Annotated in this window: 14 protein-coding genes; 13 read left to right on the top strand and 1 reads right to left on the bottom strand. The window is 44.3% G+C overall.

The window, feature by feature from the left end; all coding sequences use genetic code 11:
* Nucleotides 1-73: 73 nt before the first annotated feature.
* The gene (locus tag MMA19_RS23515) at nucleotides 74-589 is read left to right on the top strand and encodes a glycine zipper 2TM domain-containing protein (protein WP_124940752.1); all 516 of its coding nucleotides are present in this window, start codon (nucleotides 74-76) and stop codon (nucleotides 587-589) included.
* A gap of 66 nt (nucleotides 590-655) precedes the next feature.
* Here the strand turns inward: MMA19_RS23515 and MMA19_RS23510 are convergent, their stop codons facing one another.
* Nucleotides 656-2,743, bottom strand: a complete 2,088-nt coding sequence (locus tag MMA19_RS23510; protein WP_124940753.1) for a flagellar biosynthesis protein FlhA — start codon at nucleotides 2,741-2,743, stop codon at nucleotides 656-658.
* Nucleotides 2,744-2,907: 164 nt separating this feature from the next.
* Between MMA19_RS23510 and MMA19_RS23505 the strand changes: the two genes are divergently transcribed.
* From MMA19_RS23505 to MMA19_RS23450, 12 genes are all read left to right on the top strand, one after another.
* Nucleotides 2,908-4,101, top strand: coding sequence for a flagellin (locus MMA19_RS23505; RefSeq protein WP_062462733.1), 1,194 nt, complete (start codon nucleotides 2,908-2,910; stop codon nucleotides 4,099-4,101).
* A gap of 66 nt (nucleotides 4,102-4,167) precedes the next feature.
* On the top strand, nucleotides 4,168-5,490 hold the full coding sequence (gene fliD, locus MMA19_RS23500; protein ID WP_240207403.1) for a flagellar filament capping protein FliD: 1,323 nt from the start codon (nucleotides 4,168-4,170) through the stop codon (nucleotides 5,488-5,490).
* Between the two features lie 12 nt (nucleotides 5,491-5,502).
* On the top strand, nucleotides 5,503-5,907 hold the full coding sequence (gene fliS / locus MMA19_RS23495; RefSeq protein ID WP_006074328.1) for a flagellar export chaperone FliS: 405 nt from the start codon (nucleotides 5,503-5,505) through the stop codon (nucleotides 5,905-5,907).
* Complete coding sequence (locus MMA19_RS23490; RefSeq protein WP_240207402.1) at nucleotides 5,891-6,193, top strand: hypothetical protein; 303 nt, start codon at nucleotides 5,891-5,893, stop codon at nucleotides 6,191-6,193. Before fliS ends, MMA19_RS23490 begins: the two co-directional genes overlap by 17 nt.
* Nucleotides 6,193-7,404, top strand: a complete 1,212-nt coding sequence (locus tag MMA19_RS23485; RefSeq protein WP_240207401.1) for a flagellar hook-length control protein FliK — start codon at nucleotides 6,193-6,195, stop codon at nucleotides 7,402-7,404. Before MMA19_RS23490 ends, MMA19_RS23485 begins: the two co-directional genes overlap by 1 nt.
* A 2-nt stretch (nucleotides 7,405-7,406) precedes the next feature.
* Entirely contained in the window at nucleotides 7,407-7,841 is a 435-nt protein-coding gene (locus MMA19_RS23480) for a flagellar biosynthesis sigma factor (RefSeq protein ID WP_124940757.1), read from the top strand.
* A gap of 9 nt (nucleotides 7,842-7,850) precedes the next feature.
* A complete protein-coding gene (locus MMA19_RS23475) occupies nucleotides 7,851-8,558 on the top strand; it encodes a sigma-70 family RNA polymerase sigma factor (RefSeq protein ID WP_006074332.1) in 708 nt (235 codons plus the stop codon).
* Nucleotides 8,546-9,412: a flagellar motor stator protein MotA gene (gene motA / locus MMA19_RS23470; protein ID WP_006074333.1), complete on the top strand. Its 867-nt coding sequence runs from the start codon at nucleotides 8,546-8,548 to the stop codon at nucleotides 9,410-9,412. Before MMA19_RS23475 ends, motA begins: the two co-directional genes overlap by 13 nt.
* 16 nt (nucleotides 9,413-9,428) lie before the next feature.
* On the top strand, nucleotides 9,429-10,397 hold the full coding sequence (locus MMA19_RS23465) for an OmpA family protein (RefSeq protein WP_240207400.1): 969 nt from the start codon (nucleotides 9,429-9,431) through the stop codon (nucleotides 10,395-10,397).
* Nucleotides 10,390-10,680: a hypothetical protein gene (locus MMA19_RS23460; protein ID WP_006074335.1), complete on the top strand. Its 291-nt coding sequence runs from the start codon at nucleotides 10,390-10,392 to the stop codon at nucleotides 10,678-10,680. The genes MMA19_RS23465 and MMA19_RS23460 overlap by 8 nt, the downstream gene beginning before the upstream one ends.
* Before the next feature lie 418 nt (nucleotides 10,681-11,098).
* Nucleotides 11,099-12,556, top strand: coding sequence for a protein adenylyltransferase SelO (locus tag MMA19_RS23455; RefSeq protein WP_240207399.1), 1,458 nt, complete (start codon nucleotides 11,099-11,101; stop codon nucleotides 12,554-12,556).
* A gap of 161 nt (nucleotides 12,557-12,717) precedes the next feature.
* On the top strand, nucleotides 12,718-13,446 hold the full coding sequence (locus tag MMA19_RS23450) for a response regulator transcription factor (protein ID WP_006074338.1): 729 nt from the start codon (nucleotides 12,718-12,720) through the stop codon (nucleotides 13,444-13,446).
* The last annotated feature ends 3 nt before the right edge of the window (nucleotides 13,447-13,449 follow it).

Raw genomic sequence — 13,449 nt, 5'->3', positions numbered from 1 at the left:
TCATTCACCGCTGAAATACACGGTTCTTTTCTCCTTATCATGCAGCCGTAGCAACAATAACTAGGAGAATTCCATGAACAAGAAAGCAGTGGCGCTGGTAGTAATCACGATGTTGGCAATGTCTGGTTGTCAAAAAGAGCAAGAAGCTCCAACGGAAGCCAAAATAACTTTTGTAGAAGCGGTGACCAAGGCAATAAAAACACCGCATCAAGAGTGTAATGATGTAGTGGTGACTAGACAGGCTGAAGTTAGAGATGAGAATAAGCTCTTAGGGACGCTAGGTGGGGCGGCCGCAGGTGCTGCACTAGGTAATCAAGTTGGTGGAGGTTCAGGAAAAACCGTCGCAACGGCAGTCGGCACTGTAGCGGGTGCTATGACAGGAAGAAAAATCCAAGAAAATGCTCAGAAGAATGACACCATAAGTACAACAGAAAGACGCTGCACAACAAAATACACTACGTCTACCAAAGTGGTCGGCTACGATGTCACTTATGAAGTCTCAGGTACTCCAACGACTATCCGAATGGATAGTAAGCCAAAGACGGGTACTTTTCCGATTGTTTCAGGGCAAGTTGTTATTCCTCAATAAACGTCTCCACCCCCAAAAAAAGAGCTGATTGATGCCGAGTTATTAACGTAACTCGGTTTTTTGACTCTACTCAACATCGCCAAGTACGTTTAACCCATACTCATTCGGAATTTCATTGTAGCTAAGCACTATAAGCTCTTTGGCAAAAGCCTTAGCTAATTTGGCCACCATAGGTCGTGTGGTTGGTGGAACAACGATAACGGGTGGCAGATTTTGGCTTTGCATGGTTTGTACTATGGTAGGCATACGATTTTGAAACTTCTGTAAGACAGAGGGCTCGACAGGGATGGCATCTAACGGAATATTAGGATCGCTCTGTTGGCTAAGAGAAATCGCGCCCTTAAGCTCATTTTCCAACGCAGAACCGATAATAAAGGCGTTAATGGTTTTGCTGTTGGGTGATACCAAATTTACTATGGTACGTTTTAACGCCACACGAATATTTGATGACAGCAAGATTGGATCTTTGACGGTATCGATACTTTCGATAATGGTATTCGCTATGGTTCGTACATTAATGATTGGCACTTGCTGAGCAAGTAACTGACGAATCACTTGCATTTGCAGGTTCGGTGAAATGATGTTGGCGAGGTTTTCTGCCAGTTCAGGGTGGTGAATAGCGAGTCGATGATTGATTGCCTTAACATCATCATAATTAAAGATATTATCGAGATGTTCACTGCATACTTTACTGACGTGAGTCGCAATTACGTCATACACCTCAATGACTTGAAATCCGAGGTTAATGGCTTTGGTTTTGTCTGCTTGATTAATCCATAGAGCTGGAAGCTGATAAGCAGGGTCGACACCCACGATGCCATCTAAGTCTGGATGATCAATTCGGTTGCCCACTGCCATGGACTTATCGGCATAGACTTCACCACGTTCTATTTCATCACCATCAATGCTAATTGCGTATTCTGAGGGTTTGAGCGCGAGATTATCGGTGATAATCACTTCTGGAATCACAAAGCCAATTTGTTCGCTAAGTGTTTTTCGGCTGCCGCGAATACTCTTGATCAGATTGCCTCCTTTCTTGTTATTGGCAAGAGGCACCAATTTAAATCCCAGAGAGAGTGCTATCACATCGACATTGGGAATGATGCTCCAATCAATTGTGCTTTCATGATTGGTGCGAGGTAAAGAGCCTACATCAGATTCAACCTGTTCAGGGGTAGCCTGAAACTTTGACTGGCGCCAACCGACAAATGCCAGTAGGACAGTGAAAGTATAAAAAGCCAGATGAGGCATATTCGGCACGCTACCTATTACGAACATTACGCCCGCTGCCATATAAAGGTTGTTTGGCGAGGCGAGTAACTGCCTCTTTACGGTTTGTGCCATGTCATTATCATTGTCACTAATACGCGTCACGATAATGGCAGCGGAAGTCGCGAGTAATAGTGATGGGATCTGGGCGACGAGGCCATCACCTATAGTCAGTAAAGCGTAGGTTTGAAACGCCTCTTCTGCAGAAAGTCCATGTTCAAAAATCCCGATCAGCACGCCACCGATCAAATTGATGAACAGGATCAATAGTCCGGCAATAGCATCGCCTCGAACGAACTTACTCGCCCCGTCCATTGCGCCGTAAAACTCCGCTTCTTCACCGACTTCTAAGCGTCGAACTTTGGCTTCGTTTTGGTCTATGGCACCTGCATTGAGGTCGGCATCGATTGCCATCTGTTTCCCTGGTAGCGCATCAAGAGTAAATCGTGCAGATACTTCTGAGATCCGCTCGCCACCTTTGGTGATCACCACAAAGTTAATGATCATCAGAATCACAAACACCACAATACCAACAACGTAGCTACCACCAATAACGACTTCACCAAACGACTGAATGACTTTACCAGCGGCATCGCCACCGTTATGACCCTCAAGCAAAACGATGCGAGTTGATGCCACATTCAGCGTTAAACGAAGCAATGTCGCGACCAGAAGCAGGGATGGAAAAATAGAAAAGTCGAGAACTCGAGTGACGGTACTACTGACCAGCAGTACCACAATAGCTAGCATGATATTAAAGGTAAAAAACGCATCGAGCAGGATCGGTGGCAACGGCAGAATAACCATCGCGAGGATCATGAGTAGTACGATTGGAATCGTTAACCTTGATGCCACTGCCTTAAATACGTTTCCCATAACAGCCATTTTTGTGGTTATTGTTGATTAAAATACTAGGATATTTTTCACGCACTTCTCATTTTTGAGTCTTGCAATTTTAAGGTTTAGTGATTTTTTCGAAAAAAATGAAATGGAATTTTTCCACTGTCGTTAGCAGTTACTGAACAGCAAACACAGATGGGGATCATCAGATGGCTATATCAGTACACACTAACTACGCGAACCTAGTCACGCAAAATACGTTGCAGTCGACTAATAACGCTTTGACAAAATCGATGGAAAGGTTGTCAACAGGGTTTCGTATTAACTCGGCAGCAGATGATGCCGCAGGGCTTCAAATCGCAAACAGATTGAACTTACAAAGCAGAGGTTTGAATGTGGCGATGCGAAATTCGCAAGATGCTATCTCAATGATGCAAACTGCAGAGGGCGCGATGGATGAGATGACTAACATCGCCTATCGAATGAGTGACCTTGCTACCCAAGCAGCAAATGGAACTTATACGGTCAATGACAGAGCAGCAATGGATGCAGAATTTCAGGAACTCACCAGCGAACTAAACAACATTTTTTCCACTACAAATTTCGGTGGGAATAAGCTTTTGGACACGGTCAGTGGTTCGTTTGGCCAAGGAGCTGTTGCTTTTCAGATTGGTAGTACAGCGACCGATATTTTAAGCGTTGATGTTTCAAGTGAGTTAACGAGTGTGTTTGCTAGCATATCTGGTAGTGGAGCAACAGCTGATGATAGAGCTGCAATTGCTCAATCAAAAGTAGATTTTGAGGCAGAGGCAAATCGTTGGGCAGAATCAGGAGGAGCGGCGGGAAACTCCGCATTAACGGATGGTGACACGTCTGGGTGGACCGCAGCGGCGGGCGGCCCTTACACAGATTATGCTGACCTTACAGCACAAGCTTCAGCGGGTAATGCAAATGCGATCACCGATTTGGCTCAATTAATGTCGGACGTTACTGGTAGTTTGGATACTCACATAACGGCGATAGCTGGTACAGCAGGAAACGCGTACAACACTGCAGGTACAGCTAACTTAGCAGCTGTTGAAGCTCTCAATCCGTCAGGTGGAATGGATATTACAACGGATTTGACTGCATCTGCAGCAATCACGCAGGTTAGTCAGTTGGTAGATGAGCTTGGGGCCGCTCGTTCTAAATTTGGTGCGAACATAAACCGTTTGGACCATACCATTACTAACTTGGGTAATATTACAGAAAATATCGATACATCACGTGGGCGTATTATGGATACAGATTTTGCCTCCGAGTCAGGGATGATGAGCAAGTCACAAATGTTAATGCAATCAGGAGCATCAATGCTAAGTGCATCGAAAATGGTACCTCAGTTAGCAATGAGCTTATTAGGATAACATTAGTAATAGCAATCCAAGGAGGGTAGAGCTGTACCTCCTTTGTGGTTAGATGAGGGAAGAATCATGAATGTCGACGCGGTTCAGCTCGCCAGCAATTTCGCCAACTTGGATTTACAACCATTTCAATTACGTTACAACCAAAAGTTGTCGACGATAACATCTCAAACATCAGCCATAACTAAAGTTAAGACGGCATTACAATCTCTCGAAGACAAAATCTACGAGTTTACTAAAACGGGCTCTAGTCTTACTCAAACATCAACATCAACCTCTAGTGAAGACTACTTTTCACTAACGACCAGTCCAGGGGCTGAAGACGTCAATCTTGATGTCTTCGTTAAGCAGATGGCTTCTAATCATCAAGTCGTATTTGATGCTAATTCTACCGATCCGAACGATGTTATGGCTACGGCTGGAAGTTTTTCGGTGACTCAAGGTGGGGTCACGACGAATATCAACATCATGGATGCTGATACCGACATTAGTGGTGATGTCACCTACAGTGAATTTGTCACTTACTTCAATGGCCAGTTTGACGGTTCAATGCAAGCAACGTTGGTGAAGTCGCAAGGGGCGATGAAAGTACTGTTTGGTTCCAACAATGAAGGGGCTGATGCCAGTTTCACCTTATCTGCTGATGCGGCAAGTGGTTGGGAAACTACTGTTGCAGCGGCAAGTGCGGCTCCGTTACAAGCTGGTCAAGATGCCATTATTGCTCTCGGCAATGAATTTGGTACGCAGCTGACTAGTTCTAGCAATACTTTCGAAGACTTAACAGATGGTGTAGACCTCACGGTTCTCAAAGCCAACACCAGCGGTGATACCGCGACTAGTATCAATATAGGCGATGATATATCAGCCACCGTAGCATCGCTGCAAGAGTTTGTAGATGCCTACAATAACGCCGTCAGCGAAATCACCAACTTGACTCAATCAGGAAACGAAGATGAAGCACGGGGCGTGCTCGCTTCCGACAGCACAATACGCAATATTAAAAATCAGTTATCCAATGTTATTAGGGCTGACTATGGTGGGGCTCGACTATTTGAGTTGGGGTTGGAAATTGATCGCGACGGCAAATTGAATTTGGACTCGGGTACGTTTGAAAGTGCGGCTTCTAACATCGATTTTGAAACACTATTTACAGGTACGGGCGGTGTGTTTGAGGCGTTTGAAGCGCAGTTAGAGAGCTATATCGACTTCTCAAACGGCTCGCTCAATCGCCGAATTGATACCTTGAACGATGAAAAAAGTCGTATCAACGACGCCCTATCCGCTTTAGATATGCGTTATGAAACCTACTATAACCGCTACCTTGCCCAGTTTACTCAATTGAACTCACTAAGTAGCCAATTAGATTCCGTTTCCGGACTTTTCACGGTTTAAGGAGAAACCGCCATGCTATTAGGAAAACAGCAACAAGCTAACTATGCCAATGTTCAAGTCGCTGCTAACGCATCGGTCTCATCGAGCTTTGAGTTGATATGTATGCTACATGAGCGTCTGATTCAGGAGTTAGAAAGCGTTAAATACGCGATAGAGCATAAGGATCTTGAGCTCAAATCCAAAGCTTCTCAAAAATCCATTGATATCTTAGTTGGGCTAGATGCTTCTCTCGATTTGTCGACAGGTGAAGCTTTGATTCAGAACATACATGCACTCTATGAGCATGGCATTGCGACTGTATTTGAAGCATCGAAGGAGATGAATACTGAGCTGATCGACAAGCTTATTGAAGTGATGACGGATCTCAAAGAGGGATGGGAAGGAGCAATGGAGTGGCTTGATGAAGCCCAGTCCTGAACAGGTAGAACGCCTTGTTCTCAAGTTGGAACAAGCAGTCAACAACAAACAATTTTCTGAGATAGAAAAGCTAAATCGTTTGCTCAAACAGGTGCTGCTAACCATAGAGCAATCACATCCGTGCTATCTGCCTCTGGTTGTGCGGTTGAAAAGTGTTCACAACCAATGCAGAGCATTAGTAGAGCATGAACAAGTCATACTTAAACAACAGCTTAGTGACAATTCAAGTCTGCGCGAGCGAGATAAAGCATATGCCCAGACACAAGTGAGAGCAGGAGAACAGTGATGGAACTGCAAGGGAATATGGCTTCAAATAGTTGGGCGACCAATGGATTGGTTTTTGATTTGCTGTCGGCGGTGGATGCTACGGTGAAGAGCAATTCGACCTCTACTGCTCTCAGTTCATTGTCTTCTGAGCTTGGGGAAACCCGAATGACGCCTCTCGCTCAATCATTTCAAACACTATTCTCAGTGCTTAATCAGGTGCAGCAGTCCTTACCTATTGAACAAGGCGTCGTAGTCTCTGAGATCGATGTTCGCAGCGTGAGTGAGAGCGCCAAGAATCCACTCAATGAGATGCCTTTGGAACCAGTGAGTCTGTTGATGCTTGAAAAGCCAGCGCAGATACCAAATGCTAGCTTGCCTCTGCCAGCAGAACAGGTACCGTTTGGACTAAATGAAGTTGCACGCTCAATCGCTGTTTCTATCCAAGTGCTAGCAGCGTCATCGCAGCCCTATCGTTTTTCTTTTGAAGCTGACGAGTACGAAAATGTTGAAGAGTTAGTGAATTCAAACGATACCTCTTTTTCTCCACAGGTACTGAGTGCCGTGATATTGGATGTTAAGGACAGATGGCTACCAAAGGACACTCCTCAGACTAACCCCATTTTGCCCAACTTAGAGTCGTCGTTGCCTAGCATTGCGTCTAAGGCTAGCTCTATGAACCCTTGGACACCAGCTAGCTTAAAGCTTAGTACGCAATTACCGCTTGGATCAATCACCCATCAATCCATCGAAGCGCCGTATCTAGCCAATGAAACGACAGCAAGTCGATTAGTACCGACCATTGAGGTAAGTAAAGCGCTTGATGTAGATAGTCAAAGACAAATTTATCAAGTGTTGAGAGATAAAATACAACTTCAATTGGACACCATGAATCAAGCGGCTCGAATACGCTTTGATCCGCCTGAGCTTGGAAAAGTGGAGATGCACGTAAGAGTTGATGGAGAGCGGGTCACGATACAAATGAGCGCTACATCTGCTGCCACGCGAGAGGCAATTTTAGCAACGTCAGAGCGTTTGAGGGCGGAGCTCGTCGCACAAAATAGTGAGCTGTCTGAGGTAAATATCTCTTTGGAACAATCGAACTCACAGCAGTTTCAATCTCAAGAGCAGCGCGATCATTCAGAGCAAGAGGTCAGCCCGCAAGCGAATGATCTTCCTTCTCAAGATAACGGCGATGTTTTGGAATATCGTGCATACATTGCGAGGGCTTAGAGATGACTAAAATTATCGTTACGTTCATCGTTACTCTCGCGCTTTCGGTCACAGGTTTCTGGTTGTACCAAAGTAATACGCTGAATATGGAGTCCTTGACTGCTTGGCTTTCACCAAAAGAACCAGAGCCAGCTAAAATGCAGCAGGTTGAAATTCAGCTAGAAAATGTACTGGTGCCTATTAACCTGGGCAATCGACAAAGCTTGCTTTTGCTTGATGTTTCGATGTTTACCCCACAGAAAAATGGCGCATACGTGTATGAGCAATTAAGCCGAATTAAGAACCGCATCATCAAAAAATTCAGTGTCAAAGAGGCCTCTTATTTCTACAACAAACAGTTTATCTATGTGATTCAGGATGATCTCAAAGATGACTTAGATGAACTACCGAGCTTGCAAGTTGGCGATGTACTTGTCACCAAAGCGGTATTTCAATAGGTCGTTACTATGTTGATGCAGCCCAAATACCAGCACACCCAAACTAACGACCAAGCGACGTTGCAGGAGTTAGAAAAATTGGTGCTGCAACAAAACATCAAGTTGATTAACGGACTGCTTTATCAATATCGCTACGCAGTTGATGAAGGAACGTTTGAGGATTTACGGCAAACGGCCATGATGACTTTGGTCATCGAGCTTAGGAAGTTTGACCATGTTGCTAATGATGATTTTCGACGGGCGGTAGCGGTACGAATTCGAGGCGAATTAGTCGATGAACTCAGACGTCGCGACTATATGGAGCGAGATAAACGCCAATTGGTGAATCGAATCAAGCTCGCTGAAAGACAATTAGTACAGCAGTTGGCAAGACAGCCAACAACTAATGAGATTTGTCATTACTTAGGCATTGAAAGTAATGATTATCAACAAGCGATGACGTTAGTGGATGTGTTTGATGATATTGAGCTGGAAACGGTGGTGACAGCCGTTCCGGAGACAGACAGAGAAGTGCTTTTTAATGAGGTGAAACAAGTGTTGAATACGCTTCCTGAGATGGAGCAGCGCATTCTTTACTTGGTTTACGTGAAAAGTCTAAGCACCAAAGAGACGGCACTGGTCCTCGATATCAACGAAATCAAAGTGCATCGATTAAAACACCGAGGTTTAGACATTCTCAAGAGTAGAATGAAGGAGAGTGATGTATGCAAAAACTAATCGGTATTGTTATCGTGCTGAGCGTTATTTTTGGCGGCTTCATTTTTCTTGGTGGGAAGTTTGAATTTATTTTCAAGCTGTCGGAAATCATAATCATTTTTGGGGCGGCATTTGCCAGTCTATTAATGTCTACTACGTCTGCAACGATGAAATTGATGGCTCAGCAAGTTGGCATCGCTTTTCGTTCTACGCCTTATAACAAGGACTATTATCAACAGTTACTATCGTTAATGTTTGAGCTAATCAATACTGCACGAGTTCAGAATATCAAAGCGTTAGATATTCATGTTGAGAATCCTGATTCAAGTAAAATTTTCAGTAAGTATCCAAAGATCACGAGTGACGCTCTTACGACTCAATTCATTATTGATTCATTTCGACAAGTGATCACTGGTAAACAATCGCAACACGTATTGGAAGCATTTCTAGAAGAAGAGATCGAGCATCTCGAGGATGAATACACCAAGCCTTCCGAGAAACTACACGCTACTGCTGAGGCTATGCCGGGGCTTGGTATTTTAGCTGCAGTAATGGGGATCATTCTGACGATGCAAGGCCTTGACGGTGAGATCAGCGAGATTGGTCAGAATATCGCTGGCGCTCTGGTGGGAACATTTACTGGGGTTTTTGGTTGTTATTGTGTACTTGGGCCAATGTCTAGCAGTATCAAAGATGTTTCTGAGAATCAGTTAGCGCCACTACTGTGTGTGAAATCAATCCTGTCTGCTTACGCTCAAGGTCAATCGGCGCACATGTGTGCTAATGCTGGACGCAAAAACATCGAAACTCGTTATAAGCCGTCATTTGTTGAGCTAGAAAAAGCAGTCGAAGTGCTCAGACAGCAGCCTTCATAGGGCTAAGGAGCGAATGATGGAACAGCCAAATGTCATCATCAATAAAAAAGGGCGCCGTAAGCGCGGCGAGCTGCAACACGGCGGATGGAAAGTTGCCATGGCAGATTTGATGATTTCGCTAATGTGTCTTTTCCTCGTGTTGTGGATACTGCAAGTCGTCGATGTGGATGACCAGAAGAAATTGTTGAATTACTTTGCCTATGGCAATGATCCCATCATGCACTTAGGTACGAACGAAAGTGGTGGCAACTCAATTAACCCACTGCCATTACCTCATGTAGCAACCTCTCATTACGACGCGGAGCTGCATCGCATTAATGACACTTCTGTACTTGAGGGTGAGTTTAATAGCCAACAAGAACTGGAAGTTTTGGCGCAGCGAGTCAAACAAGAGTTATCCGGAATTGATGCCCTAGGTAGCGTCAGTGTGTTCGTAACACCTCAAGGCGTGAAACTAGTCATCGCAGACTCTGATAAAGGCCCGATGTTTTTTCGAGGAGGGGCCAAGGTAACGCCTTTCTATCAAGACTTATTGCTAAACCTAGCCGGATTACTAGAAAAAATCGAAAACAAAATGATTATCACCGGACACACGGATGCAAGTCGTTATAAAGGAAGTCGAATGACTAACTGGGAGCTTTCAAGCAATCGTGCTAATAGCGCTCGGTACTATTTGGATAAGGGCGGTCTTCAAGAGCGTCATATTTTTCAAGTAACGGGGATGAGTGATACGGCACCAATTGCCTTTAATAACGCCAAATCCGGTATTAATCGCCGTATCGAGTTGTACATTTTAACCGCTGAAACTTTGGCGCAACTGAATAAGGTTTACAAAGCCTTTGCTCTAGAAAAAGGGACCAGACCTTCGCCATTGGCAGAAAAAGAACTCGACACAGTTTTACGAGAATCGCACCGTAAAGCGCTGCAACAAGCAGAGTATAATCAGCCAGTTACATCATTTGAAGTGATGAACCGTTATGACTGAACTCATTCACTCTGTGCTGAACATGCGAAAGTGCTTAGCTTGGTTAGTGGTTATAGATTATGTATTAATTGGTTTTTACGTCTATTTGGCAACGAGCTTAGTATATTTTGATGTTTTTCTTATTGGAGTTTTGATCGCACTGTACAATATCCTATTGGTGACCGTTGTCATCAATCAGCCGCCAGGCTTTATTTCACTGGATAGAGACAAGCACCTTGTTATCCCAATCTGCTTTGCAACTTTTCTTGGTTGCACCATCGTTGTTTTGACCGTTTTCTGGTGATTTTTTGGCTCTATTTCAAAGATTTTTGCGAACAGCGTTGCAAAAACAGCTATTTAGGCCTAAGTTGTAATGGTAGTGTAACAAAAAGGAGACTTTGCCTATGCATCAAGAAATGATTCAACCTTCCAACCTCGGCGTTATTAGTCGCACTTGCCTGTTCTCTCTCGGTACAGTGGTAGCCATTCTGGCTATGCTCTAATAACTTAGACTTCTTAGGGGACAGCCCAAACTCAGACGCTTTGTTTAGTAGATGGGCGTTCCTCTAGGCAACGTAAATCGTTTTTTCTCCCCGTTATAAAGCTCTCTTTTTTCTAATATCCTTACTTTTCGTTAATACCCACACTTTTCGTTTGTTTTCTATCCACTGCGACTCGCTATACTCTAAGTAATTGTTATTAAGACTTGTATAGAGCCGCCTATGTTTTCGCTGGATTCACTATCCTTTTCTCATCGTTTTTTAGCTCTGCCGAATAGCTTTTATACCCAAGTTGAACCGACGCCTCTCAACAATCCTCGTTGGGTTGCATGGAATCAAGAACTGGCAGGTGAACTGGGATTTCCAGAGATGGTTGAAGGCGAACAAGCCTTGCTTGATGTTCTTTCGGGCAGTGTATCGAGTGAGCACATCAAGCCACTCGCAATGAAATACGCGGGTCACCAGTTTGGTATCTATAATCCTGATTTAGGTGACGGCCGTGGTTTGTTGCTAGGTGAAGTCGTAGGAAAGTCAGGGCAGACTTTCGACCTTCATCTCAAGGGTGCGGGTCAAACACCGTATTCGCGAATGGGAGATGGTCGGGCGGTTCTACGCTCGACAATTCGAGAGTATTTGTGCAGCGAAGCCATGGCAGGGTTAGGTATTCCTACCACTAGAGCATTGGCAATGATGGTAAGCGATACGCCTGTGTATCGAGAGCAAGTGGAGCAGGGAGCGTTATTGGTTCGTGCTGCCGACACACATATTCGCTTTGGTCATTTTGAACATTTCTTTTATACCGGTCAGCATGAGCAGCTTCGCCTACTAGCGGATAAAGTAATTGAGTGGCATTTCCCTGATTGTTTGGACGCTGACAAGCCCTATGTTGCGTTCTTCGCTGAAGTTGTTCGATTAACTGCAGAAATGATTGCTCACTGGCAAGCCAAAGGGTTTGCTCATGGGGTGATGAACACAGATAACATGTCGATATTGGGTCAGACATTTGACTATGGCCCGTTTGGATTTATGGATGACTACGAACCGGGTTATATCTGTAATCATTCCGACTACCAAGGTCGTTATGCGTTCGACAATCAACCTTCCATAGCGATGTGGAATCTCACCGCGTTAGCTCATGCTTTGTCTCCACTTATAGATAGAAAAGACTTAGATCATGGATTGGAAACCTTTACGCCAATCTTGCAGACAGAGTACAGTTGCCAAATGCGCGACAAGTTTGGGTTGTCGACCAAGCAGAGTGAAGATGGAGATTTCTTTAATCGAAGCTTTGACCTTATGGAAAGTGAAAAAGTGGATTACACCCGATTTTTCAGGGCACTATCGAATATCGATAGTACCGGCATTGCCCCTGTTGTTGACCTGTTTATCGATCGTGCTAAAGCGCAAGCGTGGGTAGAAAGCTACCTGCTACGTTGTATGTTAGAAAATGATTCTGAAGCCGAGCGCTGCCGAAAAATGCGTTTAGCGAATCCAAAGTACATTCTCAGAAATTATTTAGCCCAACAGGCCATAGAACTTGCTGAGAAAGGCGATTTTTCACTGGTTCATCAGTTGGCGGACTTACTCAAATTCCCTTACGAGGAACAAGCAGAACATGAAGAATTTGCCAAGCTTCCACCTGAATGGGGTAAACGTATGGAAATCAGTTGCTCATCATAAAGATGAATGAATTTGTTAACCCTTTATGGCTAAAAAGTATCATCATGTCATTTTTGTGACCTTGCGCAAATTCGAGCTGCAAATTTTATAAACGAATCAATAATAAAATTTCCGCTAAAGCCTTACACTATAGGGAGTAAGTGCAGACTTAAGGAAATAAAATGCAGGCTAAGACGCACATTTTGGTTGTAGATGACGATGAAGAGATCCGTCTCTTACTCGATGAGTATTTGACGAAATCTGGCTTTCAAGTTTCTACTGCTGAAGATGGGGTAGAAATGGAGCTGTTTATTAAGGCTAAAGGCTACCCGGATCTTATTCTGCTCGACGTCATGCTACCGGGAGACGATGGTTTTACTCTATGTCAGCGTGTACGGCGAGACTCGCAAGTACCCATTATTATGCTAACCGCAGTATCTGATGAAACCGATCAAATTATTGGTTTAGAAATCGGTGCTGACGATTACATTGCGAAACCATTTAGTCCGCGTCAATTGATGGCTCGAATTAAAGCACTGTTGCGCCGGACCCATCTCAATGGCGATAAGGCAGAAGAAACGCCACCAAGAACGATCGATTTTGGCGACTGGCATTTGGATACCATTGCTCATCGTATGACCAATAAGGTGAATGGCCGTACGCATGATTTATCCGGTAGTGACTTTGCGTTGCTAATGCTGTTTCTGTCGCGCCCGAATGAAATTCTTGATCGCGATACTATTTCGTTTGCGACTCGTGGCCGTGAAGCCCTTCCTTACGAACGTGGCATTGACGTTCAGTTAAGCCGAATTCGAAATAGATTAGGCACCAGTAAAAACTTCCCTCACTATATTAAAACCATGCGTGGTAATGGGTATATTCTGTCTGTTCCAGTGGAATATGGCCAATAACAC

Source organism: Vibrio sp. CyArs1, assembly GCF_022432925.1.
GTDB classification, from domain to species: Bacteria; Pseudomonadota; Gammaproteobacteria; order Enterobacterales; family Vibrionaceae; genus Vibrio; species Vibrio mediterranei.
The sequence above is the reverse complement of the archived record's forward strand: the minus strand, read 5'-3'. Positions and strand labels throughout refer to the sequence as shown.